Source organism: Pseudomonas sp. GW821-FHT01D09 (assembly GCF_059422465.1).
The window spans coordinates 19,142-42,051 of record NZ_JBWKWY010000031.1; the positions used below are offsets into that span (position 1 = coordinate 19,142).

The window sequence follows — 22,910 nt, forward strand, 5'->3', positions numbered from 1 at the left end:
AAGAGGAGTGTTGCCATGTCTTTGAAGCTGGGTGTGATCGGTACGGGCGCCATCGGCCGGGACCATATCCGCCGGTGCAGCCAGACCTTGCTCAACAGCCAGGTGGTGGCGGTTACCGATATCAACCTTGAACAGGCGGCCCAGGTGGTGGCTGACCTGCAACTGAGCGCCGAGGTGTACGCCGATGGCCATGCCTTGATCCAGTCGGCGCAGGTCGAGGCGGTGCTGGTCACCTCCTGGGGGCCGAGCCATGAGGAGTTTGTGCTGGCGGCGATCGCAGCAGGCAAGCCGGTGTTCTGCGAAAAGCCCCTGGCGGTCACGGCCCAGGGCTGTCGCAACATCGTCGAGGCGGAAGTGGCCCATGGCAAGCGCCTGGTCCAGGTCGGCTTCATGCGTCCGTATGACCAGGGCTACCAGGACCTCAAGGCGGTGATCGACAGCGGCCAGATCGGCGAGCCGTTGATGCTGCACTGCGCCCACCGCAACCCGACGGTGGGCGAGAATTACACCACCGGCATGGCCATCACCGACACTTTGATCCATGAGCTGGACGTGTTGCGCTGGCTGCTGGCCGATGACTATGTATCGGTGCAGGTGGTGTTCCCGCGTAAAGCCAGCAAGGCCTTGAGCCATTTGCGCGACCCGCAGATCGTGTTGCTGGAAACCGCCAGGGGCACGCGGATCGATGTGGAAGTGTTTGTGAACTGCCAGTATGGCTACGACATCCAGTGCGAAGTGGTGGGGGAGACCGGTATTGCCAAATTGCCAGAGCCGTCCCAGGTGCAACTGCGCAGCGGCGCCAAGCTGTCGACGGCGATTCTGATGGATTGGAAAGACCGCTTTATCGCGGCCTATGACGTCGAGTTGCAGGCCTTTATCGATGGCGTGCGCGCCGGCCAAGTGGGTGGACCTTCGGCGTGGGATGGCTTTGCGGCGGCGGTGGCGGCGGATGCGTGTATCGAGGCCCAGGGCAGTGGGCAGATCGTTGCGGTCAGCCTGCCGCAGCGCCCGGCATTCTACGGCTAGTGCGGTCAATGTAGGAGCTGGCTTGCCTGCGATGGCGGTGGATCAGGTTAGAAATACTTGACTGATCTACCGCCCCCCCCCCCCCCCCCCCCCCCCCCCCCCCCCCCCCCCCCCCCCCCCCCACCCCAGCTCCTACATTTTGATTGGGTTTGCAGATCACGAGAGGAGTTGGTTCATGCGAATCGGACTGGTTGGATACGGCCACGGTGGCCGTTTTTTTCATGCCCCGCTGATTGCCACATTGCCCGGGGCGACGTTTGTCGGTGTGGTGACCCGCTCCCCCGAGCGGCGCCAGCAACTGGCGGCGGAGCATCCCGGGGTGCCGGCCTTCGACAGCATCGCGCAGATCGTCGAGGCCGGGCTGGATGTGCTGGTGATCTCCACCCCCCTCAAGGGCCGCCCGGCCCTGGTGCTGGAGGCGATTGAATATGGTGTGGCGGTGGTCAGCGACAAACCCTTTGCCAGCAATGCCGAGCAGGCCCGGGCGCTGATTACCGCCGCCGAGCGTGAAGGGGTGAAACTGAGCGTCTACCAGAACCGGCGCTGGGACTCGGACTACCTCACCCTGCGCAAGCTGATCGACGCCGGCGCCCTGGGCCGTATCACCCGCTTTGAATCACGGGTGGAGCGCTACAGCCCGCAGGCGCTGGGGAACGCCAGTGGCGGCGGGTTCCTGCGGGACCTGGGCAGCCACCTGGTGGACCAGGCCTTGCAACTGTTTGGCCCGGTGGAGCGGGTGTTTGCGCAATTGCAGTACAGCGCCGAGCATCCCACGCTCGATCATGGTTTTTTTGTCAGCCTGAGCCACGCCAACGGGGTGGTTTCCCACCTGTGGGGCAGCGCCCTGCAAAACTGCCCGGCCCCGCGTTTTCGGGTCAATGGTACGGCGGGTTGTTACACCGTCGATGGCCTGGACGGCCAGGAGCAGGCCCTGCTGGCCGGCAAGACCCCGAAAACCGAAGGCGAACACTGGGGCGCCGAAGAGCATCGACGCTGGGGCTGGTTTGAACACGGCGCGGAACGCGAGCGTATCCCCTCGGAAAAGGGCGCCTGGAACCAGTTCTATCGCCAGTTGCAAAGTGCGGTCCAGGGCCAGGGCGCGTTGCCGGTGCAGGCGCAGGATGCCTGGGAAACCACGCGGGTGCTGGACGCTGCCAGGCTCAGCGCCGAGCGTCGGCAAGTGGTGGAGATGGCGACGATGGAAGACGGAGAGTGAAAATAGAATAAAATTCTAAAATGAGTTGATGTGGAAATTATTTTCCAATAAAGTCATTTCCAGGTTGCCGACAGTCCATCTCGACCTTCCTTTATAAAGGGGCCGGGGGACTCAACAAAAACAAGATAAAAACAACCAGGTACCGTCAGATGAAAATCTTCAACGCTGTACTGCGAGTGTTACGTACTGCCTTCCCACCCCGCGCACGGCCCTTCTATTTCTCTTTTCTCAATGTCCTTTGCATCGAAAGCAAGGGCGCCCTGGTGTGCTGCATTCCGGGGGCGCCCGTGGTACGGCTGCCTGCTGCCAACTCATCGCTCTGATAAACGCTACGTCCAGAAAACCAACAAGAAAGTGGAGACAGACCGTTCATGAAGACCCAGATCCGTTTCGCCTCGCTGGCCTTGTCGATGCTGCTCGCCAGTGGCGTGGCCGCGGCCGCCGATATCAAGATTGGCGTCAGCATGTCGCAGTTCGACGACACCTTTCTCACCTACCTGCGTGAGGATATGGACAAGCAAGCCAAGTCCTACCCCAAGGGTGACGGTGTGCAACTGCAGTTTGAAGATGCCCGCGCCGACGTGGTCAAGCAACTGAGCCAGGTCGAGAACTTTATCAGCCAGAAAGTCGATGCCATGGTGGTCAACCCGGTGGACACCGCCTCCACCGCACGCATCACCAAGGCCGCGGTGGCGGCCGGTATCCCGCTGGTCTACGTCAACCGCCGCCCGGATCAGACCGACCTGCCCAAAGGGGTGGTGACAGTGACGTCCAATGATGTCGAGGCCGGCAAGCTGCAAATGCAGTACCTGGCCGAGAAGATGGGCGGCACAGGCAAAATCGTGATTCTGCTGGGTGACCTGGCCAACAACTCGACGACCAATCGCACCAAGGGCGTCAAGGAGGTCCTCGGCAAATACCCGGACATCAAGATTGAACAGGAGCAGACCGGGATCTGGCTGCGGGACAAGGGCATGACCCTGGTGAACGACTGGCTGACCCAGGGCCGTGAGTTCAATGCGGTGGTGGCCAACAATGACGAAATGGCGATTGGCGCGGCCATGGCCTTGAAAACCGCTGGTGTGAAGCCGGGCAGCGTGTTGATTGGTGGGGTCGATGGCACGCCCGATGGGTTGAATGCGATTACCAAGGGCGAGATGGCGCTCTCGGTGTTCCAGGATGCCAAGGGGCAGGCGGTCGGCTCGGTGGAGGCGGCCGTGAAAATGGCCAGGGGCGAGGCGGTCGAGCAAAACGTCGTGGTGCCGTTCCAACTGATCACCCCGGACAATGTCGCCTCGTTCAAGTAACGCTCAATCACAACAATAAGCCGGCAGGGCGGTCACAATCGCCCTGCCGATGGAGCCCCGATATGCTCGCTCAAGCGACTGCTGTGCAGCCCGCAGGCCTGGAACAACCCTACCTGCTGGAAATCGCCCATATCAGCAAAGGCTTTCCCGGCGTCGTGGCCCTGGACGATGTGCAACTGCGGGTGCGCCCCGGCTCGGTCCTGGCGCTGATGGGAGAAAACGGCGCCGGCAAGTCGACGCTGATGAAAATCATCGCCGGCATCTACCAGCCCGATACCGGGGAGATCCGCCTGCGGGGCAAGCCGGTGGTGTTTGATACGCCCCTGGCCGCTTTGCAGTCGGGCATCGCGATGATCCACCAGGAACTCAACCTGATGCCCCATATGAGCATCGCCGAGAACATCTGGATCGGCCGCGAGCAGCTCAATGGCCTGCGCCTGGTCAATCACCGGGCCATGCACCGCTGCACGGCCGAGTTGCTGGCGCGGCTGCGGATCAACCTCGACCCCGAGGAGCAGGTCGGCAACCTGAGCATTGCCGAGCGGCAGATGGTGGAGATTGCCAAGGCGGTGTCCTACGACTCCGACATCCTGATCATGGATGAGCCGACCTCGGCGATTACCGACAAGGAAGTGGCGCACCTGTTTTCGATCATTGCCGACCTCAAGGCCCAGGGCAAAGGCATCATCTACATCACCCATAAAATGAATGAAGTGTTTGCCATTGCCGATGAAGTGGCGGTGTTTCGCGATGGCGCCTATATCGGCCTGCAACGCGCCGACAGCATGGACAGCGACAGCCTGATCGCGATGATGGTCGGGCGCGAATTGAGCCAACTGTTCCCGGTGCGCGACAAACCCATCGGTGAGTTGCTGTTGTCGGTGCGCAACCTGCGCCTGGACGGGGTGTTCCAGGGCGTGTCCTTTGACCTGCATGCCGGCGAGATCCTCGGCATTGCCGGGCTGATGGGCTCGGGCCGCACCAATGTGGCGGAAACGCTCTTCGGCATTACCCCAAGCGACGGCGGCGAGATCCGCCTCGACGGCCAGGCGTTGCGCATCAGCGACCCGCACATGGCTATCAAGCAGGGGTTTGCGCTGTTGACCGAGGACCGCAAGCTCAGTGGCCTGTTCCCCTGCCTGTCGGTCCTGGAAAACATGGAAATGGCCGTGCTGCCCCATTACTCGGGCAACGGCTTTATCCAGCAAAAAGCCCTGCGGGCCTTGTGCGAAGACATGTGCAAGAAGCTGCGGGTGAAAACCCCCTCCCTTGAGCAGTGCATCGACACCCTATCCGGCGGCAATCAGCAAAAGGCCCTGCTGGCCCGCTGGCTGATGACCCAGCCACGGCTGCTGATCCTCGATGAGCCGACCCGTGGCATCGACGTCGGCGCCAAGGCCGAGATCTACCGCCTGATCGCCTTTCTGGCCAGCGAGGGCATGGCGGTGATCATGATCTCTTCGGAGCTGCCGGAAGTGCTGGGCATGAGCGACCGGGTGATGGTGATGCACGAGGGCGAGTTGATGGGCACCCTGGACCGGGCCGAGGCCACCCAGGAAAAAGTCATGCAGTTGGCTTCCGGTATGACGGCAGTCCACTAACGAATAAAAAGGTGACGGGCAATGAACGCAATACTGGAAAGCAAACCCGAGGAAAAGAAGCCCGCCACGGCGGCCAAGGGGCGGCGGCGGTTCCCTACCGAGCTGAGCATTTTCCTGGTGCTGATCGGTATCGGCCTGGTGTTTGAACTGTTCGGCTGGATCGTGCGTGACCAGAGCTTTTTGATGAACTCCCAGCGCCTGGTGCTGATGATCCTGCAAGTGTCGATCATCGGCTTGCTGGCGATTGGCGTGACCCAGGTGATCATCACCACCGGTATCGACCTGTCCTCGGGTTCGGTGCTGGCGTTGTCGGCAATGATTGCCGCGAGCCTGGCGCAAACCTCGGATTTTTCCCGGGCGGTGTTTCCGTCGCTGACGGACTTGCCGGTATGGATCCCGGTGGTGGCCGGCCTGGGCGTGGGCTTGCTGGCGGGGGCGATCAACGGCAGCATCATCGCCATTACCGGCATCCCGCCGTTTATTGCCACCCTCGGCATGATGGTCTCGGCCCGTGGCCTGGCGCGTTATTACACCGAAGGCCAGCCGGTGAGCATGCTGTCGGATTCCTACACGGCCATCGGTCATGGCGCGATGCCGGTGATCATTTTCCTGGTGGTGGCGGTGATCTTCCACATTGCCCTGCGCTACACCAAGTACGGCAAGTACACCTACGCCATCGGCGGCAATATGCAGGCGGCGCGCACCTCGGGGATCAACGTCAAGCGGCACTTGATCATCGTCTACAGCATTGCCGGGCTGCTGGCCGGGCTGGCCGGTGTGGTCGCCTCGGCTCGGGCGGCGACCGGTCAGGCGGGGATGGGCATGTCCTACGAGCTGGATGCAATTGCTGCAGCGGTCATCGGCGGCACCAGCCTGGCGGGCGGGGTAGGGCGCATCACCGGCACGGTGATTGGCGCGCTGATCCTTGGGGTGATGGCCAGCGGATTTACCTTCGTGGGGGTGGATGCCTATATCCAGGACATCATCAAGGGCCTGATCATCGTGGTGGCAGTGGTGATCGACCAGTATCGCAACAAGCGCAAGCTCAAGCGCTGAGCGAGATTTGAATCAAAAAGTGGGGCTTGTTTGTGTGGGAGCGGGCTTGCCCGCGATAGCGATGGGTCAGTCAAATATCTATCAACTGACCCTCCGCTATCGCGGGCAAGCCCGCTCCCACATAACCGTTTGTCTTCTATATAGCTCCACAACACTGAATTTCTTGCTATAAACGCACTCCGATAACCGCCTATCGAGCCCGTCCTGGTGCCTTTTGGGGAAATGTCGGACAAATTGCCTGTCATTTCAGTTGCTGCGCCCTCAAGTCAGCCGTAGACTGCCGCCCCTCGTAAATTGAGTGCCGGGTGGCGCTTGGAATGGACGGCGTCTTTCCCCGACCTGCAGAGGTTGGCCGGAACGCTCCCTTATTCGCCTTAATGCACGTATTTTTTATAGAGAAATCAATGACAAAGGAAAAGTTGCTGGCCATGCCGGCGGATGACTACATGAATGCCGAGCAGCACGCTTTTTTCGAGCAGTTGTTGCAAGACATGAAAGTCGAGCACCACGAGCGCATTGAGCAGAACCGCATCGCCATTGAAAGCCTGGACACCCCGGCTGACCCGGCTGACGCTGCTTCGGTAGAAGAAGAGCGCACCTGGCTGGTCAACGCCATCGACCGCGACCAGCGCATGCTGCCGCAACTTGAACAGGCCTTGGGCCGTATCAAGGAAGATTCCTTTGGCTGGTGTGACGACAGCGGCGAGCCGATCGGCCTCAAGCGCCTGCTGATCAGCCCGACCACCAAATACTGCATCGAAGCGCAAGAGCGCCACGAGCAAATCGACAAGCATCAGCGCCAGGCCTGATCTGTTTGAAGGTGTAGGGGCCGGCTTGGCTCCTACAACGCTCCCCCCGTGCTATCCCCCGTCTATTGATCTGCTGCATGCCCTAACACCAAAGGCCCATGGATAATGGCTAATTAGTGGCGTTTAATGCAGGCACAATAATGACAAGCAGTGGGGTGACAAGCATGGCTGGGGATGGATCTCTGATGGGCGCCGCCGTGGCGCCGCACGCGGTGAGCCGCCAACTGCCGGGCTGGGTGACACCGCTGCTGCAAAGCATGGTCCTGGTGCTGATACTGTCGGGCCTGGCGTTCGCCGATCTGTCGATTTACCTCTGCCTGCCCGTGGTCCTGTTGCTGATCTGGCTGCCGTTTCTGAAAAAACCGGCCCGCAGCCCCGCGCCTGATGTGGCCGAGGAGGCCATGGGCGCGTTGACCCGCGACCTGTCCTACACCACCAGCCATAATGCGCTGTCAGCCGCTGGCGTGGCCTATTCGGTCAAGCAACTGGCGGCCCGCCTGCAATCGCAATTGGGCGCGGCCCAGCAAATTGTCAGCAGCGCCGAAGTGATGATTGGCACCGAGCAACTCACCTCCCAGCTCAGCCGCGAGGCCTTGGGGGCGGCGGGCCAGGCCCACCAGCGCAGCACCGAGGGGCGGGCGGTGCTGGGGGAATCCATCAGCCGCATGCATCAACTCAGCCAGCGCGCCAGCGACAGCCGCCAATTGATCGAGGCCCTGAGCCAGCGCAGCGAAGAAATCCAGCGCGTGACCCTGGTGATTCAGTCAATTGCCAGCCAGACCAATCTACTGGCCTTGAATGCCGCCATTGAAGCGGCCCGTGCTGGCGAGCATGGGCGCGGTTTCGCCGTGGTGGCCGATGAAGTGCGCGGCCTGGCGGGCCGTACGGCGACCGCTACCGATGAAGTGGGGGTGATGGTGGCGGATATCCAGCAGCGCACCGCCCAGGTGGTGGAGCAAATCCGCCAGTTGTCCGTGGATTTGCAGGCCGGCGTCGAGCAGGTGGAACACGCCGGCGAGCAACTGGAGAGCATTGCCACGTTGGCGGCGGGTGTGGAGGGCCAGGTCGGCGCGATTGCCCAGGGCACCGAGACCAATCGGATGCAACTCGACAGCCTGTTCCATGCCGTGGAGCAGATGCGCAGCGACTTGACCGTCAGCGACCAGCAGACCCAGCAGTTGGCCGAGGCCGCCGTGCAAATGCAAGGCCAGGCCGAAACCATCAGCGAGCGCCTGGCCGAGGTCGGCCTGGACGATTATCACCAACGTATCTACGACCTGGCCTGCGAAGGCGCCAGCCGGATCACCGCGCAGTTCGAGGCGGATATCCAACAGAACCGCATCAGCCTCGATGACCTGTTCAATCGCAGCTACACCCCGATCCCCAACACCCAGCCGAGCAAGTACCACAGCCGTTTCGACGGCTACACCGATCAAGTCTTGCCGGCTATCCAGGAGGCCTTGCTGCCCCGTCACGAAGGCCTGGTGTTTGCGATTGCCTGCACGCCACAGGGCTATGTGCCGACGCACAACAAGGCGTTTTCCCAGGCACTGACCGGGGATGCCCAGGTGGACGCCGTGAACAATCGCACCAAGCGCAAGTTTGAAGACCGCACCGGGATTCGTTGCGGTAGCCACCAGCAGGCGGTGTTGCTGCAAACCTATACCCGGGATACCGGAGAGCTGATGCACGATCTGTCGGTGCCGATCATGGTCAGCGGCCGGCACTGGGGTGGTTTGCGCCTGGGTTATAAGCCTCAAGGGCAGGTCGCGGCGCGGTAGGCCCTGGCACCGATTGTTGCGTGTTATGCAAGGAAGCTTCTGCGCCGATAGCTTTTTCCGGCGTCGGGAACCGCTTAAGATGCGGCATATTGTTAGCTGGCTAACTAATCCTGCGGAGAACGTCCATGCAAAGCAAAGTCGATGTGGCGGTGATGATTGGCAGTGGTGTGCCACAGACCCTGCGTGCGCAGGGGCTGAGGGCCTGCTGGGTGGTGCTGCTCAACGGTGAACAGCGTGGCACGGCCTTCGCCAGTCGCGACGAAGCCCAGGAATGCCGCGCCGCCTGGCAGGCCCTGTTGGACCTGGAGCAATCAGACCGCCTGCATTGAGTGTGCGAGACTCAATTGAGCATGGCGCGAAGCAGGGTTTCCAACTCTTTTGCCAAGGCGCAGGCTTTGTTGTGGTCGCTGCGAAAGCCTTTGATCCGGCCGCTGGGCACTTCCAGGATATGGAAAAAATTCCTGCCCGCCGGCACAACCCGATACCGGGCGAAATCCGGGCACACGTTATTGGCATACACGCTGTAGAATACCGCGTCATCCTTGCGTGATAAGCCGCTGGGAGTCAGTGTCGGTTGGCGTTGAAGTCGTTGCATGACCAGCTCCTGTCGATCGGTTGACCTGCTTGCAGCATTTCGGGTGGTTTTAAGTCGGGTTGCTGTTCTAATATTGTTGTCGGCAGCTCACGTTCGGTTCCATCCAACGTTTTTCCTTTGTTTTTGGCTGTCGGAAAACTAACCTTTCAAATGGGTTATTCTCTGAAGTGGGTCGTCCAGTATTCTCTGGCCGATAAACCTGTGATTTCCTGCACTGCCTGACGACCTTGTACAAGGACCGTCAGGCCCGGCTGTACAAGCGTGGCGGGGATCAACTTCAGTTTTTCAGTGTGTCGTGCCGTATTGGCCTTTTTTGTGCTGCCCGCCTGGGCGGTCAGCGCTTTTTTAGATGTGGGGGCGTTTCCTTGGCAGTCAGTAATCTGGATATGCACGCATTGTTCGTGCTGGGTGATTTGCGCGCGAAGTTGGTTAAACAGTTCCAGTCGCGGTTTGTTTACATCACGGAACAAACCCCGGAAGGTATTTACATTGCTGAAATCGATACCGAAACAGCGTTGGTGGTAGATGACAAGCCACGCCTGGAACTCAAGGTCGGCGATCATTTTCGTGCGGCAGTCCTGCCCAGTCGTGAAGGTGGCAAGTTTGAACTGAAGTTCCGCGACATCAAGTTGACCGTCTATGGCCTGGGCGACTATGCGTTTGTTTCCACGGCGCAAGGCGAAGGCATTGTGTTCAAGGAAGGTCACAACGTGATGCTGGTGTTTGCCGCCAATGAACAATTGCAGGAAGGCTTGAGCAAAACCCTCAAGGCCGTGACCGGCAAGGCCGCCAAGTGGCGCAAGGGCGAACTGGTGACTTTCAAGGCCAGCGAGTAATAAGTACGCGCACCGGCAATCGGTTGAACCTCTACTACAGTTGGATGGACTTAATTATTAAGGGCTTTCGCATGACAGCAAAGCCATCCGCCATCGAGGTTCAAAGGCATGCAAGCAATTCGAGCGCTGTTGGCAGCGGCCCTTACCACCCTGGGCCTGTCGATGACGGCCGCACCGGTAGCGGCGGCCCAGGCGCCCATTCACTTTGCCGACCTCAATTGGGAAAGTGGCAGCCTGATCACCGAAGTCCTGCGGTTTATCGTCGAAAAGGGCTACGACCTGCCCACTGACACCTTGCCCGGTACGACCATCACCCTGGAAACCGCCCTGGCCAAAAATGATATCCAGGTGATTGGCGAGGAGTGGGCAGGACGCAGCCCGGTGTGGGTTAAGGCTGAAGCGGAAGGCAAGGTGATCGGCCTGGGCGATACCGTCAAGGGTGCGACCGAAGGCTGGTGGGTGCCGGAATACGTGATCAAGGGCGACCCGGCCAAGGGCATCGCGCCACTGGCCCCTGAGCTGCGCAGCGTCAAGGACCTGGCGCGCTACAAGGACGTGTTCAAGGACCCGGAAGCCCCTGGCAAGGGGCGGTTCCTTAACAGCCCTATCGGCTGGACCTCGGAAGTGGTGAATAAGCAGAAACTCAAGGCCTATGGCCTGGATGACAGCTACGTCAACTTTCGCAGCGGTTCAGGCGCGGCGCTGGATGCCGAGATTGCCTCGTCGATCCGCCGTGGCAAGCCGATCCTGTTCTACTACTGGTCGCCGACCCCGCTGATGGGGCGCTACAAACTGGTCCAGTTGGAAGAGCCGGCGTTCGACGCCGAGGCCTGGAAGACCCTGACCGATGCCGACAACCCCAACCCCAAGCCCACGCGTTCGTTGGCATCCAAGCTGAGTATTGGTGTTTCCACGCCGTTCCAGCAGCAGTATCCGCAGATTGCGCAGTTCTTTGAGAAGGTCGACTTTCCAATTGGCCCACTCAATCAAGCCCTGGCGGCCATGAGCGAGAAACACACCCCACCCCGGGAAGTGGCGCAGGCGTTTCTCAAGGCGCACCCGCAGGTGTGGAAGGCCTGGTTGACGGAGGATGTGGCCGCCAAGGTCGAAGCCAGCCTCAAATAACCGTTCATATGAAGATCAAACTGTGGGAGCGGGCTCCCACAGTTTTAATTGCACTCCAGCCTTAGAACTTGGTCTGCACCGACAATTCAAAGGTCCGCGGCGACCCCAGGTAATACGCTGGCGACACCTGGACAAACTGCGCATACACCTCATTGGTCAGGTTGCGCACCCGGCCGGTCACCGAGGTGTGTTGATCGACCTTGTAGGTCAGGAACGTGCCAAACAGCGTATACGCCGGCACGGTCAGGGTATTGGCATTGTCGGCATACACCTGCGCCACGTACCGCGCATCCACGCCACCCTGCCAGGCGGGGGCGATGTCATAGGTCAGCCATAGGTTACCCACGCGCTTGGGCACGTTGGTTGGGGTATTGCCCTTGCGCGACACCACCGCGCCGCTGGCGATTTTCTCGTTGAAGTCATCGTATTGCGCATCGACCCAGGCGAAATTGCCCTCAGCCAACAGCTTGGGGGTGATGCGCAATGAACTGGCCAGCTCGATGCCCTTGGACGACTGCGCGCCCACCGCAATACTGCGGGTGCTGTCCAGTGGGTCAGTCACGGCAAAGTCCTTGCGCTCGATCTTGTAGGCGGCCACGGTGGCGGAACCACGACCGTCCAGGTAATCGAACTTGCTGCCCACTTCCCATTGCTTGCCGGTGGACACATCAAACACCTGGGTCGTGCTGGTGGGTTGTTCGGCCGCAGTGCTGTATTGCACATAGACATTGGCCGACGGGATGAACTGGTAGGTCAGGCCCACACGCCCGGTCACCGGCTCCCAGCGGTTCTTGACGTTATCCTGGTTGCCCTGATGGCTGGTTACGTCCAGGTCGATGGCGTCATAGCGCAGGCCGCTGAGCAGCGACAGCTTGTCGGTCAGGCCCAGGCGGTTTTCGACAAACAGCGCCTTGGTCGTCACTTCGTTGGTCTTGTCCTTGACAAAACCGGGGCGCATGCCGGGTATGTCGTAGAAATGCCCTGGGTCGTAGTTGTTCGGGTCCACCGCGCTATTGCCGGGCTCTCTCAGCGGGTTGTTGGTGGTGCTGTTGACCTTGTATTCAAAACCGCCGGACCAGGTGGTGGCCAGGCCGAACAGGCGTGTGTCATGGCGCAGCTCGAACTGGTTGCCGTTCTGCTTGCCCTGATGGCGCACCTGGTAGGCCGTCGAACGGTTTACCACGCTGTTGTCGGCGCTGTACTGGTAGGTCTCCAGGTTGCGGTAGTCGCGCTGGCTGTCCAGGTGGTAGAGGGTGTTGCGCAGGGTGGTGCTGTCGTTGATCCGGTAGTCGATGATCGAGCGGGCCCAGATCGTGCGTTGTTCGTAGCGGCCATCGGCGACGTTGTAGTTGTTGAAGCGGTTGTGCTTGTCGATCTTCAGTTCGCCGGCCTTGGGGTTGAGCACCGGGGTGCCCCAGTACGGGCTGTCCTCGTGTTCGTCCTGGTACTCCAGGGCCAGGGTGTGGGACAGGTTGGGCGTGAGGTCACTGAGCAGGGAAAACGCCACGCTCCAGGCATCCCGTTGCTGGCGGTCGATATAGGTGTGGTTGGTGTTACGGCTGACATCCAGGCGCGCATAGTGCTGGACCTCGGCACCGGGCTCGGTCAGGGCATGGTTGAGGCCCAGGGCGATGCCGGTGGTGTCGTAGCTGCCATAGTTGATCTGGCCTTCGACGGCCCGTTCCTCGCGGGTGGCCAGCTTGGTCACGTAGTTCAGCGAGCCGCCCACGGAGCCGGCGCCGTTGATCAGCGAGGAGGGGCCGCCCACCAGCTCCACCCGGTCATAAATCCAGGCATCCACCGGCCGTGCCAGGCCGCCGGCGACGTTGATGCCGTTGAACATCTGGGTGATCTGGCTGCTGGTAAAGCCCCGATAGGAGACAAACCCGCCAAACCCCGGCGGCGCACTGGCGTTGACCCCCGGCAGGGTATTGGCGGCGTCCTGGAAGGTCTTGGCGCCTCGGCGCTCGATATCATTGCGGTCGGCAATGCTGATCGAGGCCGGGGTTTCCCGCACGCTCAAGCCCAGGCGCGAGGCCATGCCGCTGGATTGGTCCAGGGCCAGGCCCGGTTCGTTGCTGGCGGTGCCGTCGATGGTGGTGGGCGCCAACTCAAGGGCCCAGGCGCTGAACGGCAGGCAGCCGTACAGGCCCGCCAGTAGAGGTAAGTGTTTCATCGGTACATCCTGAAAATCGTGGCTTGGAAGCAACGCACAGCCCTGCGCGCTTCCCGGGGGAAACAGCGCGGTGTGCGGATCAAAAAGCGCAGGTATCAGGCGTAGGCGGGCGGGGCGCGCGGATTAGCCGCAGGCCAGGTAACGCGGGTGGGAATGTCAGCGGTGACCACCACGGCCGGAGGCGGGGCGTGAGGCTGGGGCAGGACCGCGACGTTGAGGCTGGAGTTGAGCGCCGGGCCCATGCCCCCGGTGGAACACAGCGGGCAACCGAAGGCCTTGGACAGCGTGGGCAGCGACTCATCGCCCGTGTTTACGGGGGCTGGCGCCTGGGTGCGCGGGTCTACGGTACAGAACTGGCCGCCAAGGCCGTTGAGCTGCATGCCGACCATTTGCCCATGCCCAATACTGCAGGCGAACACGTTGAACAGGACGCAGCCATAGAGCATCCAGGCAATCAACGAGCGGTCGGCGCGGGTGAGTTTCATGGGTTGGCACTTTATCACCAGACGACTAAATGCCTGCAAAAAATCTGAAAAGGACTATCCTCTTTCGGACTTTTTAAGGGGTATCCAGCCATGAGCTTTGTGATTGCGAGGTGGGTCGTCGGGGTATTTGCATTGATCAGCATGGTCCATGTGTACTGGGCCGCAGGCGGCAAGCTAGGCAGCACGGCGGCGATCCCGCAACTGCCCGGCGAGTTCGCCAGCGGGCCACGCCCGGCGTTCAAGCCATCGGCCCTGGGCACGTTCCTGGTGGCGCTGGGGCTGGTGCTGATCGCCTTGTTGGTGTGCCTGCGGGCGGGGCTGTTTTTCCAGGCGGTGGGGCATCAGGCCCTGCAGTGGGGGATCAGCGCGATTGCCTTGATCATGTTTGCACGGGCGATTGGGGATTCGGAGCTGGTGGGGTTCTTCAAGACCGTCGGCGGGTCGCGGTTTGCGCGGCTGGATACGTTTTTCTATTCGCCGCTGTGTCTGGTGTTGGGCACGGGGTTGTTGGTTGTTGCCTGGGCCTGACTGACGCGACGCTGCCTAAAATGTGGGAGCTGGCTTGCCTGCGATAGCGGTGGATCAATCACTGATGTGTCAGCTGACAGTCCGCTATCGCAGGCAAGCCAGCTCCCACATGTTTACCGCGTACTCTCGGTGCGACGGCTGCTGACCTCCGCCGGCACATCCTCTCCCGCCATGCGCTTGCGAAACAGCGACGTGCGCGCCAGCAACAGGGTGGTCACTGGCACGGTGATCGACAGCAAAATCGGGATCAGCCAGCCATGCAGCACCGGCCCGGACTTGAGTGTGGAGAAGTAGATAATCGACGCCAGCGCCACGCACCAGGCGCCGAGGGTCGAGGCCAGCGCCGGAGGGTGCATGCGCTGGAAAAAGTCCTTCATCCGCAACAGGCCAAGCGCGCCAATCAGCGCAAACAGGCTGCTGAGCAGCAGCAGGATCGCCACGAGCACTTCCACCCACAGTGGCAGTTCACTGATATTGATCATTCGATCACCTCCCCACGCAGCAGGAATTTGGCCAAGGCAAACGAGCCGACAAAGCCGAACAGCGCAATCAGCAGGGCCGCCTCGAAGTAGGTATCACTGGCATAGCGAATGCCCAGCACCAGCATCATCAGCATCGCCAGGATATACAGGTAATCCAGGGCCAGGACCCGGTCCTGGGCCGAGGGCCCCTTGAACAGGCGTATCAGGGTCAGGACCATGGCCAGGGAAAACAGGAACAGGCTGCACAGGATCGCATTGGCGAGCAGGGCACTCATTCAAAGATCTCCATCAGGGGCCGTTCATAGGCCTGCTTGAAGTGCTCGATAAACTGCGCGTCGTCATCCAGGTCGAACACGTGCAGCAACAGGATGCTGCGGTCCAGGGCCAGTTCCGACCAGATGGTGCCGGGAACCACCGTGGTAATCATCGACAGTGCCGCCAGGCCGTTGGCGTCGCGCAGGTCCAGGGGGATCTTGACGAAGCGCGAGCGCGGTGGGCGCGAGCCGCAGGTCAATACGCCCCACGCCACCAGCAGGTTGGAGACGATCACGTCACGGCCGACCAGGAAAAACAGGCGCAGGATCACCCCGGGCCGGCGAATGCGGATCGGCAGCGGGCGCAGCGGCGCCATCATCAGCGGCGCGAGAAAGCCGAGGATCGCCCCCAGCAGCAGGTTGCCGGGGCTGAGCGACAGGTTCAGCACCAGCCACAGCCCCCACAGGGCCAGCGACAACCACGGGGCAGGGAACAGGCGCTTCATGGCTGCACCTCCACGGCGGCGGCCTGGACTTGCGGGCCAGGCACCGGGCGCGTGGCCATGACGGCCATGACGTAGTGCTCGGGGTTGTTCAGGCTGGCGGCGGTGTCCTGGGTGTAACGCATGAGCGTTTCGGCCTTGAATGTCAGGCCAATCGCCAGGCCGAGCAAGATGAAGATCGGCACGCACTCAAGGCGTCGTAGCAGTGGCGAAGGCCGTTCTTCCGGGGTCCAGAAGCGCTGGATGCCCAGGCGCGCAAAGGCGATCAGCGAGGCCAGGCCCGAGAAAATCAACAGGGCGAACAGGCCCCAGGCGGCCGGACGGATCGGCTCAGCCACGGCATGGCCCAGGCCCAGGGGGTTGACCAGCGCACTGAGCAGGCTGAGCTTGCCGATAAACCCCGACAGCGGCGGCATGCCGATGATCAGCAGGGCGCAGGCAATAAAGCTCAGGCCGAGGAAGGCCATGGTCCACGGGATGACCTGGCCGACCACGGCCTTTTGCTCATCGTCGAGGTTGGTGCCCTTGGGCGGATGCAGGGATTCTACCGGCCGTGGCAATATTTCGATTTCATCGTCCAGGGGCAGCTCATTGGCCGAGCGTGAGCGTTCGATCAGTTCGGCCAGCAGGAACAGCGCGCTCAAGGCCAGGGTCGAACTGACCAGGTAAAACAGCGCACCGGCGGTCAGGCTGGGCTGGGCAAAGCCCACTGCCGCCAGCAGGATGCCGGCCGAGACCAGGATGCTCAGGCTGGCCATGCGCTCCAGGCGTTGGGCGGCGAGCATGGCCAGGGCGGCGCAGAGAATGGTGGCCATGCCGCCGTACACCAGCCAATCACCGCCAAACAGCGCCGAGGCACCGGCCTGCCCGGAAAACAGCAGGGTCCACAGGCGCAACACGGTGTACACGCCGACCTTGGTCATAATCGCAAACATTGCCGCCACCGGCGCACTGGCCGAGGAGTAGGCCGGCGCCAGCCAGAAGTTCAACGGCCACATGCCGGCCTTGGCCAGGAAGGCCGTGGCGAGGATCGCCGCACCGGCATGCAGCAGGCCGCGGTCGGCTGGCGGCACCAGCGGGATCTTCAGCGCCAGGTCAGCGAAGTTCAGGGTGCCGGTGACCCCATAGATCAGCGCCGCGCCAATCAGAAACAGCGATGAAGCCAGCAGGTTGATCGAGATGTAATGCAGCCCCGCCGACACCCGCGCCCGCCCCGAGCCGTGCAGCATCAGGCCGTAGGACGCGGCCAGCAGCACCTCGAAGAACACGAACAGGTTGAACAGGTCGGCGGTGAGAAAGGCGCCGTAGAGGCCCATCAACTGGATCTGGAACAGCGCATGGAAGCTGGTGCCGGCACGGTCCCAGCGGGCCATGGCGAACAACAGGGCGCTGACGCCGATGATCCCGGTGAGCACCAACATCAGCGCCGACAGCTGATCCACCACCAGCACGATGCCGAACGGCGCCTGCCAGTTGCCCGGCAGGTATACGCCGATGGAGGCGGGGCCGCCTTTTTGTGTCCAGTACAGCATCAACATCGCGATGCCCAGGCCGGTCATGCTCGACAGCAGGTTGATCCTGGCCTTGAGCGGGCGGTGTTTCTCGCCCAGCATCAGCATCAGCGCGGCGGTCAGCAATGGCAGCAGGATCGGCGCGATGATCAGTTGGTTCATCCAGCTCATTGCTTGGGCTCCCGGCCGTCCACATGGTCAGTGCCGGTCAGGCCCCGGGACGCCAGCAGCACCACCAGGAACAGCGCAGTCATGGCGAAGCTGATCACAATCGCCGTCAGCACCAGGGCCTGGGGCAGGGGATCGGTGTAATTGAGCAGGTCCTGGGGCACGCCGTCCTTGATGATCGGCTCCTTGCCGATAAACAGGCTGCCCATGCTGAAGATGAACAGGTTGACCCCATAGGACAACAGGCACAGGCCCATCACCACCTGGAACGTCCGTGGCCGCAGCACCAGCCAGACGCCGGAGGCCGCCAGGACCCCAATGGCAATTGCGATGACTTCTTCCATCAGGCGGCAGCTCCTTGTGGGGTGGCGGCGGCTTTCGCCTGGTTGCCGGGTTTATGGGCCCGTACCGATTGGTGGCCCAGGGCGGTGAGCATCAGCAGGGTCGAGCCGACCACCATGGCGTACACGCCCACGTCGAAGAACAGGGCGCTGGCGATATGGATATCGCCCAGCACCGGCAAGCTGAAGTGCAGGGTACTGCTGGTGAGGAACGGGTAGCCGAAGAACATGGCGCCAAGCCCGGTCAAGGTGGCCGACAGCAGGCCAAAACCCATCCAGCGCAGCGGCCGCAGGTTCATCTGCGCCTCGACCCACTGGGTCCCGGCGACCATGTATTGCAGGATAAACGCCACCGACATCACCAGCCCTGCGACAAACCCGCCGCCCGGCTGGTTGTGGCCGCGCATGAACAGGTAGAACGACACCACCAGGGCAATCGGCAGCAGCAGGCGCACCAGCACCGCCGGCACCATCATAAAGCCCAGGGCGGTGTCGCTGGCCTGGCGTGGGTTGACCAGGTCGGTGTCCACGTCCGGTGCCAACAGCCGTTGTTGCGCGGGCAGTTGCTCGCTCTCCTTGGGCGGGCGGAAACGGCGCAGCAGCGCATAGACGGTCAAGGCCACCGCGCCGAGCACGGTGATCTCGCCCAGGGTGTCGAAGCCCCGGAAGTCCACGAGCATCACATTTACCACATTGCTGCCGCCGCCTTCAGGCAGGGCGCGGCTGAGGTAGAACGAGGAAATATCGTTGGGGGTCTGGCGCGTCAGCATGGAATAGGAAAACAGCGCCATGCCGCCACCGACCACGGTCGAGAGCAGCAAGTCGCGCAAGCGGCGAATGCGCGCCTTGCGCAACGAACTCGGCAGCGGCGAGACCTCTTCGATCCGCCGTGGCAGCCAGCGCAGGCCCAGCAGAATCAAGACGGTGGTCACCACCTCGACCACCAGTTGCGTCAACGCCAGGTCTGGCGCGGAGAACCACACAAAGGTCACGCAGGTCATCAAGCCGCAGACGCTGACCATGGTCAGGGCCGCCAGCCGGTGATACTTGGCTTGCCAGGCGGCGCCCAGGGCACAGGCAATCGCCAGCAGCCACAGGGTCACGAACACAATGGAGCCCGGAATCTTCGGGCGGTCGCCCCAGCTCAGGCTGCTGCCCAGCATCGGGATCATCCCGACGACCACCGCCGCCAGCACCAGCAGGAACAACTGGGTCTGCAGGCGCTTGGTGCTGATGTATTTTTCGAGCCGGCGCACACCGCGCATCATCACCACCAAGCAGCGCTCGAACATGCGCTTGCCATTGAAGTAGCTGATGATCGGCGGGTACTTGAAGCGCCCGCGCTTGAGTTGCTTGCGCAGCAGCAGGTACAGGACCACGCCGCCGGTCATGGCCACCAGGCTCATGATCATCGGCGCGTTCCAGCCGTGCCAGATCGCCAGGCTGTACTCGGGCAACACCCCGCCGACCACCGGCAGGGCGGCGGCGGCAAGGATCGAGCCGACCACCTGGGCCGGGAAGATCCCCACCAGCAGGCAGGTAAATACCAGCAGCTCCACCGGCGCGCGCATCCAGCGTGGCGGTTCGTGGGGCGTGTGCGGCAGGTCGGTGGCGGCCGGGCCGAAGAACACATCCACGGTGAAGCGCAAGGCGTAGGCCACGCTGAAGGTGCCGGCGATGGTCGCGATCACCGGCAGGGCGATTTCCACCCATTGGGTCGAGGAGATAAACACGGTTTCGGCGAAGAACATCTCTTTGGACAGGAAGCCGTTGAGCAACGGCACCCCGGCCATGGAGGCGCTGGCGACCATGGCCAGGGTCGCGGTAAACGGGATCAGGCGCACCAGGCCGCTGAGCTTGCGGATATCGCGGGTGCCGCTTTCGTGGTCGATAATGCCCGCGGCCATGAACAGCGAGGCCTTGAACGTGGCGTGGTTGAGGATATGGAACACGGCCGCGACGGCGGCCAGTGGGCTGTTGAGGCCCAGCAGCAGGGTGATCAGGCCCAGGTGGCTGATGGTGGAGTAGGCCAGCAGGCCCTTGAGGTCGTTCTGGAACATGGCGCAATACGCGCCGAGCAACAGGGTCAGGGCGCCAGCACCGCCGACCATCCAGAACCATTCTTCGCTGCCCGACAACGAAGGCCACAGGCGGGCCAGCAGGAACACGCCGGCCTTCACCATCGTGGCCGAGTGCAGGTAGGCCGACACGGGAGTCGGTGCGGCCATGGCGTGGGGGAGCCAGAAGTGGAAGGGGAATTGCGCGCTTTTGCTCAGGGCGCCGATCAGGATCAGCGTCAGCAGGAGGGGGTAGAGGGTGTGGGCACGGATCTGGTCACCGGCGGCAAGCACCTGGTCCAGGTCGTAACTGCCGACGACATGGCCGAGCAGCATGACCCCCGCCAGCAGGCATAAACCGCCCGCACCGGTGACCATCAGCGCCATATAGGCCCCCCGGCGCGCATCGGAGCGGTGGTGCCAGTAGCCGATCAACAGGAACGAGAACAGGCTGGTCAGTTCCCAGAAAAACACGATCTGGATCAGGTTGCCGGAGATCACCAGCCCGAGCATCGCGCCCATGAACGCCAAAAAAAACGCGAAAAAACGCGGCACCGGGTCATCCGGCGACATGTAATAGCGGGCGTACAAAGACACCAGGCTACCGATGCCCAAGACCAGCAGCGAGAACAGCCAGGCAAAGCCATCCATGCGCAACACGAAATCCAGGCCCAGGCTGGGCAGCCAGGAGAATTCTTCGCGGATCACGCCACCGTTGGCGATCTGGGGGTAGAGCAGGGCGACTTGGACGGTACCGACGAGGGCCACAAGGCCGGCCAGCAGGGATTCAGTATTACGTGCGTTGTGCGGCAGCAAGGCCGCCAGACAGCTGCCGATGAAAGGCAGAAGCAGTAGAACTATCAGAGACATAGGCTTCTAATCTGCAGTGGTTTGGGATGCATCATACGTGCCGGAATACGGATTACCAAACGGCAAGCTGTGGCAGAATCCTACAAGATGGATCGAAAACGCCTATCTGTCTCCTGTTGAAGCGAGCTTGGGCTTCTGTTGGCGCGTCTTCATCTCACTGACAATCACCGCCGCCACAATCAACACCGCCCCGAGCATGGCCATCGGCGGGAAGCGCTCACCGGCAATCCGCCCGATCACCCCGGCCCATACCGGCTCACCGGCATAGATCAGGGTGGCGCGGGTCGGCGAGACGCTTTTCTGCGCCCAGTTCATCGCCAGTTGGATCACCGCGCTGGTCAGGCCCAGGCCTACGGCGCTGAACAGCAGCACCCAGGAAAACCCCGGCAAGGCCTCGCCGGTGGGCACTACCAGCAGGAACGACAGCAGCGAGGCCGTGGCCAGTTGCACCACGGTCACCCGACGCACATCCACCTGGCCGGCATAGGCGCTGATCAGGATGATTTCGGCGGCAATCGCGATGGCGCCGATCAAGGTGGCGATCTCACCGGGGCTGAAATTCAGCGAGGCGCCGGCCGGGCCGGTCAGCAACAGCAAACCGGCAAACGCCAGCATGATGCCAAGGCTCGGCATCAACCCCGGGCGCCGTCCCAGCACCAGCCATTGCAGCAGCGGCACAAACGGCACGTAGAGCGCGGTGATAAACGCCGATTGGCTGCTGAGGATGGTCTGCAGGCCAATGGTTTGCAGGCCATAACCGAGCATGATCGCGGTGCCGATAAAGGCGCCGGCCTTGAGCTCGAACAGGGTCAGGCCGCGCAGGCTGCGCCAGGAGAACAGGCCGACCGCCAGCGCCGCCGCCGCAAAGCGCAGGCCGACGAAGAACAGCGGCCCGCTGACGGTCATGGCATGTTGCACCAGGATAAACGTGCCGCCCCAGATCATGGTGATCAGCACCAGCACGCATTCGGCTTTGCTGAAGCGGGAAAACAATGGGGAGGCGGTCGAGGTGGTCATGGCGGCTCTGGTCTTGCACAGGAAGGGCGCGGCACGCACAATGCGCCGCAGTTGGGCAGTATACTGCGCAAACCCATCGAGTGAGCAATATAGTGCACAAAGAAAATCCGCAACGGGCCTCGGTCCTGCAGCATGTCAGCCACAACGTTCGACGCCTGCGCCACGCCAGCGAATTGAGCCAGACAGCCCTGGCAGAAAAGTCCGGGGTCAGCCGGCGCATGCTGGTGGCCATCGAGGCGGGTGAAAAAAACGTCAGCCTGTCCACCCTCGACCGTGTGGCCGAAGCCCTGGACGTGGCCTTCAGCGACCTGATCCAGGCCCCCGACGCCCGCGACCACAGCCGCATCAACGAACTGGCCTGGGCCGGTGAAATCGAGGGGAGCAAGGCCGTATTGCTGGCCAGGGCCACCGCCCGGCGTGAGGTGGAGCTGTGGGAGTGGCGCCTGGAGCCGGGCGACCGCTATTGCCCGGACCCCGACCTGGAAGGCTGGAGCGAGCAGTTGTTCGTGTTCGAGGGCCACCTGACCCTGGTGGTGGGCGACGTCGAAACCCGCATTGCCGCCGGCGAGTTCTTTATGTTCCCCAGCCACCAGCCCCATGTCTATCGCAATGAGGGGGCCGTGGCGGTGCGTTTTATCCGTAATGTGGTGATCTAGATCCACACATCATTGCGCTGGGTCCGTTCGCCGCCCTGGTCGCCGGTATTCACCACGCCGCAGGGCTCGACCAGCAGCAACCTCACCTCGCCTTCGGCATAGGGTTTGTGTTCGACGCCCTTGGGCACCACAAACATCTCACCGGCCCCGACCTGTACCGCGCCCTCGCGAAAATCAATACGCAGCGCGCCCTCGAGGACGATAAAGGTCTCGTCGGTGTCCGCGTGGCTGTGCCAGACAAAATCCCCCTCGATCTTCACCAGCTTGAATTGGTAGTCGTTCATCTGCGCGACGACCTTGGGGGCCCATTGCTCGCTGAACAGGCTGTATTTGTGTGCAAAGTTGATGGCGGTGTAGGCGGGCATGTCCGTTATCTCAGTTGATCCGGGAAAGGCCAGACCTTAAATGCAGCGCGGCGGCAGGTATTGAATGATTGTGCGATTGTCAGCTCAAAAGAAACGTTATATTGTATCTTTTGATAACGATTCTCAGGTGTCTCCGCGCTTGGGG

General features: G+C 62.0%; 24 protein-coding genes. 12 read left to right on the forward strand and 12 right to left on the reverse strand.

Annotated features, from left to right (window positions below; translation table 11 throughout):
* Nucleotides 1–15: 15 nt before the first annotated feature.
* From iolG to AC07W7_RS21970, 8 genes are all read left to right on the forward strand, one after another.
* Complete coding sequence (gene iolG / locus AC07W7_RS21935; protein ID WP_169897597.1) at nucleotides 16–1,026, forward strand: bifunctional inositol 2-dehydrogenase/D-chiro-inositol 1-dehydrogenase; 1,011 nt, start codon at nucleotides 16–18, stop codon at nucleotides 1,024–1,026.
* Nucleotides 1,027–1,201: 175 nt separating this feature from the next.
* Nucleotides 1,202–2,242, forward strand: a complete 1,041-nt coding sequence (locus tag AC07W7_RS21940; protein WP_169865218.1) for a Gfo/Idh/MocA family protein — start codon at nucleotides 1,202–1,204, stop codon at nucleotides 2,240–2,242.
* Nucleotides 2,243–2,613: 371 nt separating this feature from the next.
* On the forward strand, nucleotides 2,614–3,549 hold the full coding sequence (locus AC07W7_RS21945) for a sugar ABC transporter substrate-binding protein (RefSeq protein WP_099170381.1): 936 nt from the start codon (nucleotides 2,614–2,616) through the stop codon (nucleotides 3,547–3,549).
* Nucleotides 3,550–3,611: 62 nt separating this feature from the next.
* Nucleotides 3,612–5,150: a sugar ABC transporter ATP-binding protein gene (locus tag AC07W7_RS21950; protein WP_495040102.1), complete on the forward strand. Its 1,539-nt coding sequence runs from the start codon at nucleotides 3,612–3,614 to the stop codon at nucleotides 5,148–5,150.
* A gap of 21 nt (nucleotides 5,151–5,171) precedes the next feature.
* The gene (locus AC07W7_RS21955; protein ID WP_099170379.1) at nucleotides 5,172–6,206 is read left to right on the forward strand and encodes an ABC transporter permease; all 1,035 of its coding nucleotides are present in this window, start codon (nucleotides 5,172–5,174) and stop codon (nucleotides 6,204–6,206) included.
* A 404-nt stretch (nucleotides 6,207–6,610) separates the two neighbouring features.
* Nucleotides 6,611–7,015, forward strand: coding sequence for a TraR/DksA family transcriptional regulator (locus AC07W7_RS21960; RefSeq protein ID WP_010173153.1), 405 nt, complete (start codon nucleotides 6,611–6,613; stop codon nucleotides 7,013–7,015).
* A gap of 548 nt (nucleotides 7,016–7,563) precedes the next feature.
* Nucleotides 7,564–8,796, forward strand: coding sequence for a methyl-accepting chemotaxis protein (locus AC07W7_RS21965; protein ID WP_495040122.1), 1,233 nt, complete (start codon nucleotides 7,564–7,566; stop codon nucleotides 8,794–8,796).
* A 125-nt stretch (nucleotides 8,797–8,921) separates the two neighbouring features.
* Nucleotides 8,922–9,125 (forward strand): hypothetical protein, encoded by a 204-nt coding sequence (locus tag AC07W7_RS21970; RefSeq protein WP_099168323.1) that lies wholly within the window; start codon nucleotides 8,922–8,924, stop codon nucleotides 9,123–9,125.
* 11 nt (nucleotides 9,126–9,136) lie between these two features.
* Here the strand turns inward: AC07W7_RS21970 and AC07W7_RS21975 are convergent, their stop codons facing one another.
* Nucleotides 9,137–9,391, reverse strand: coding sequence for a hypothetical protein (locus AC07W7_RS21975; RefSeq protein WP_169865128.1), 255 nt, complete (start codon nucleotides 9,389–9,391; stop codon nucleotides 9,137–9,139).
* 155 nt (nucleotides 9,392–9,546) lie between these two features.
* The gene (locus AC07W7_RS21980; RefSeq protein WP_169865210.1) at nucleotides 9,547–9,783 is read right to left on the reverse strand and encodes a hypothetical protein; all 237 of its coding nucleotides are present in this window, start codon (nucleotides 9,781–9,783) and stop codon (nucleotides 9,547–9,549) included.
* On the opposite strand from AC07W7_RS21980, the gene AC07W7_RS21985 reads away from it, so the two are divergent.
* Together AC07W7_RS21985 and AC07W7_RS21990 are read left to right on the forward strand one after the other, a co-directional pair.
* Entirely contained in the window at nucleotides 9,778–10,227 is a 450-nt protein-coding gene (locus AC07W7_RS21985) for a hypothetical protein (RefSeq protein WP_169865208.1), read from the forward strand. The genes AC07W7_RS21980 and AC07W7_RS21985 overlap by 6 nt on opposite strands.
* A 108-nt stretch (nucleotides 10,228–10,335) precedes the next feature.
* Nucleotides 10,336–11,352 (forward strand): ABC transporter substrate-binding protein, encoded by a 1,017-nt coding sequence (locus tag AC07W7_RS21990; RefSeq protein WP_495040103.1) that lies wholly within the window; start codon nucleotides 10,336–10,338, stop codon nucleotides 11,350–11,352.
* Nucleotides 11,353–11,413: 61 nt separating this feature from the next.
* Here AC07W7_RS21990 and AC07W7_RS21995 read toward each other — a convergent pair whose 3' ends face one another.
* On the reverse strand, nucleotides 11,414–13,528 hold the full coding sequence (locus AC07W7_RS21995) for a TonB-dependent receptor (RefSeq protein WP_495040104.1): 2,115 nt from the start codon (nucleotides 13,526–13,528) through the stop codon (nucleotides 11,414–11,416).
* Between the two features lie 95 nt (nucleotides 13,529–13,623).
* Complete coding sequence (locus AC07W7_RS22000; RefSeq protein ID WP_099168318.1) at nucleotides 13,624–14,013, reverse strand: DUF2946 domain-containing protein; 390 nt, start codon at nucleotides 14,011–14,013, stop codon at nucleotides 13,624–13,626.
* Between the two features lie 90 nt (nucleotides 14,014–14,103).
* On the opposite strand from AC07W7_RS22000, the gene AC07W7_RS22005 reads away from it, so the two are divergent.
* A complete protein-coding gene (locus tag AC07W7_RS22005) occupies nucleotides 14,104–14,541 on the forward strand; it encodes a DUF3995 domain-containing protein (RefSeq protein WP_099168317.1) in 438 nt (145 codons plus the stop codon).
* 113 nt (nucleotides 14,542–14,654) lie between these two features.
* Here the strand turns inward: AC07W7_RS22005 and AC07W7_RS22010 are convergent, their stop codons facing one another.
* The 7 genes from AC07W7_RS22010 to AC07W7_RS22040 all read right to left on the reverse strand — a co-directional run bounded on the left by AC07W7_RS22010 (nucleotide 14,655) and on the right by AC07W7_RS22040 (nucleotide 21,744).
* Nucleotides 14,655–15,023: a Na+/H+ antiporter subunit G gene (locus AC07W7_RS22010; protein WP_169897602.1), complete on the reverse strand. Its 369-nt coding sequence runs from the start codon at nucleotides 15,021–15,023 to the stop codon at nucleotides 14,655–14,657.
* On the reverse strand, nucleotides 15,020–15,298 hold the full coding sequence (locus tag AC07W7_RS22015; protein ID WP_099168315.1) for a K+/H+ antiporter subunit F: 279 nt from the start codon (nucleotides 15,296–15,298) through the stop codon (nucleotides 15,020–15,022). Before AC07W7_RS22015 ends, AC07W7_RS22010 begins: the two co-directional genes overlap by 4 nt.
* Complete coding sequence (locus tag AC07W7_RS22020) at nucleotides 15,295–15,783, reverse strand: Na+/H+ antiporter subunit E (protein ID WP_495040105.1); 489 nt, start codon at nucleotides 15,781–15,783, stop codon at nucleotides 15,295–15,297. The genes AC07W7_RS22015 and AC07W7_RS22020 overlap by 4 nt, the downstream gene beginning before the upstream one ends.
* Nucleotides 15,780–17,462 (reverse strand): monovalent cation/H+ antiporter subunit D, encoded by a 1,683-nt coding sequence (locus AC07W7_RS22025; RefSeq protein ID WP_495040106.1) that lies wholly within the window; start codon nucleotides 17,460–17,462, stop codon nucleotides 15,780–15,782. Before AC07W7_RS22025 ends, AC07W7_RS22020 begins: the two co-directional genes overlap by 4 nt.
* Nucleotides 17,459–17,803, reverse strand: coding sequence for a Na+/H+ antiporter subunit C (locus AC07W7_RS22030; protein ID WP_099168312.1), 345 nt, complete (start codon nucleotides 17,801–17,803; stop codon nucleotides 17,459–17,461). Before AC07W7_RS22030 ends, AC07W7_RS22025 begins: the two co-directional genes overlap by 4 nt.
* Nucleotides 17,803–20,727 (reverse strand): monovalent cation/H+ antiporter subunit A, encoded by a 2,925-nt coding sequence (locus AC07W7_RS22035; RefSeq protein WP_495040107.1) that lies wholly within the window; start codon nucleotides 20,725–20,727, stop codon nucleotides 17,803–17,805. Before AC07W7_RS22035 ends, AC07W7_RS22030 begins: the two co-directional genes overlap by 1 nt.
* Nucleotides 20,728–20,829: 102 nt before the next feature.
* Nucleotides 20,830–21,744 (reverse strand): DMT family transporter, encoded by a 915-nt coding sequence (locus AC07W7_RS22040; RefSeq protein WP_099168310.1) that lies wholly within the window; start codon nucleotides 21,742–21,744, stop codon nucleotides 20,830–20,832.
* A gap of 92 nt (nucleotides 21,745–21,836) precedes the next feature.
* Here AC07W7_RS22040 and AC07W7_RS22045 point away from each other — a divergent pair, with 92 nt between their 5' ends.
* Nucleotides 21,837–22,400, forward strand: coding sequence for a helix-turn-helix domain-containing protein (locus AC07W7_RS22045; protein ID WP_495040108.1), 564 nt, complete (start codon nucleotides 21,837–21,839; stop codon nucleotides 22,398–22,400).
* Here AC07W7_RS22045 and AC07W7_RS22050 read toward each other — a convergent pair.
* A complete protein-coding gene (locus tag AC07W7_RS22050) occupies nucleotides 22,397–22,765 on the reverse strand; it encodes a cupin domain-containing protein (RefSeq protein WP_169865191.1) in 369 nt (122 codons plus the stop codon). The genes AC07W7_RS22045 and AC07W7_RS22050 overlap by 4 nt on opposite strands.
* Between the last annotated feature and the right edge of the window lie 145 nt (nucleotides 22,766–22,910).

Bases quoted from the DNA above. Each gene is read 5' to 3' on its own strand.
- iolG (WP_169897597.1), top strand. From the start codon at position 16: ATGTCTTTGAAGCTGGGTGTGATCGGTACGGGCGCCATCGGCCGGGAC.
- AC07W7_RS21940 (WP_169865218.1), top strand. From the start codon at position 1,202: ATGCGAATCGGACTGGTTGGATACGGCCACGGTGGCCGTTTTTTTCAT.
- AC07W7_RS21945 (WP_099170381.1), top strand. From the start codon at position 2,614: ATGAAGACCCAGATCCGTTTCGCCTCGCTGGCCTTGTCGATGCTGCTC.
- AC07W7_RS21950 (WP_495040102.1), top strand. From the start codon at position 3,612: ATGCTCGCTCAAGCGACTGCTGTGCAGCCCGCAGGCCTGGAACAACCC.
- AC07W7_RS21955 (WP_099170379.1), top strand. From the start codon at position 5,172: ATGAACGCAATACTGGAAAGCAAACCCGAGGAAAAGAAGCCCGCCACG.
- AC07W7_RS21960 (WP_010173153.1), top strand. From the start codon at position 6,611: ATGACAAAGGAAAAGTTGCTGGCCATGCCGGCGGATGACTACATGAAT.
- AC07W7_RS21965 (WP_495040122.1), top strand. From the start codon at position 7,564: ATGATTGGCACCGAGCAACTCACCTCCCAGCTCAGCCGCGAGGCCTTG.
- AC07W7_RS21970 (WP_099168323.1), top strand. From the start codon at position 8,922: ATGCAAAGCAAAGTCGATGTGGCGGTGATGATTGGCAGTGGTGTGCCA.
- AC07W7_RS21975 (WP_169865128.1), bottom strand. From the start codon at position 9,391: ATGCAACGACTTCAACGCCAACCGACACTGACTCCCAGCGGCTTATCA.
- AC07W7_RS21985 (WP_169865208.1), top strand. From the start codon at position 9,778: ATGCACGCATTGTTCGTGCTGGGTGATTTGCGCGCGAAGTTGGTTAAA.
- AC07W7_RS21990 (WP_495040103.1), top strand. From the start codon at position 10,336: ATGCAAGCAATTCGAGCGCTGTTGGCAGCGGCCCTTACCACCCTGGGC.
- AC07W7_RS21995 (WP_495040104.1), bottom strand. From the start codon at position 13,528: ATGAAACACTTACCTCTACTGGCGGGCCTGTACGGCTGCCTGCCGTTC.
- AC07W7_RS22000 (WP_099168318.1), bottom strand. From the start codon at position 14,013: ATGAAACTCACCCGCGCCGACCGCTCGTTGATTGCCTGGATGCTCTAT.
- AC07W7_RS22005 (WP_099168317.1), top strand. From the start codon at position 14,104: ATGAGCTTTGTGATTGCGAGGTGGGTCGTCGGGGTATTTGCATTGATC.
- AC07W7_RS22010 (WP_169897602.1), bottom strand. From the start codon at position 15,023: ATGATCAATATCAGTGAACTGCCACTGTGGGTGGAAGTGCTCGTGGCG.
- AC07W7_RS22015 (WP_099168315.1), bottom strand. From the start codon at position 15,298: ATGAGTGCCCTGCTCGCCAATGCGATCCTGTGCAGCCTGTTCCTGTTT.
- AC07W7_RS22020 (WP_495040105.1), bottom strand. From the start codon at position 15,783: ATGAAGCGCCTGTTCCCTGCCCCGTGGTTGTCGCTGGCCCTGTGGGGG.
- AC07W7_RS22025 (WP_495040106.1), bottom strand. From the start codon at position 17,462: ATGAGCTGGATGAACCAACTGATCATCGCGCCGATCCTGCTGCCATTG.
- AC07W7_RS22030 (WP_099168312.1), bottom strand. From the start codon at position 17,803: ATGGAAGAAGTCATCGCAATTGCCATTGGGGTCCTGGCGGCCTCCGGC.
- AC07W7_RS22035 (WP_495040107.1), bottom strand. From the start codon at position 20,727: ATGTCTCTGATAGTTCTACTGCTTCTGCCTTTCATCGGCAGCTGTCTG.
- AC07W7_RS22040 (WP_099168310.1), bottom strand. From the start codon at position 21,744: ATGACCACCTCGACCGCCTCCCCATTGTTTTCCCGCTTCAGCAAAGCC.
- AC07W7_RS22050 (WP_169865191.1), bottom strand. From the start codon at position 22,765: ATGCCCGCCTACACCGCCATCAACTTTGCACACAAATACAGCCTGTTC.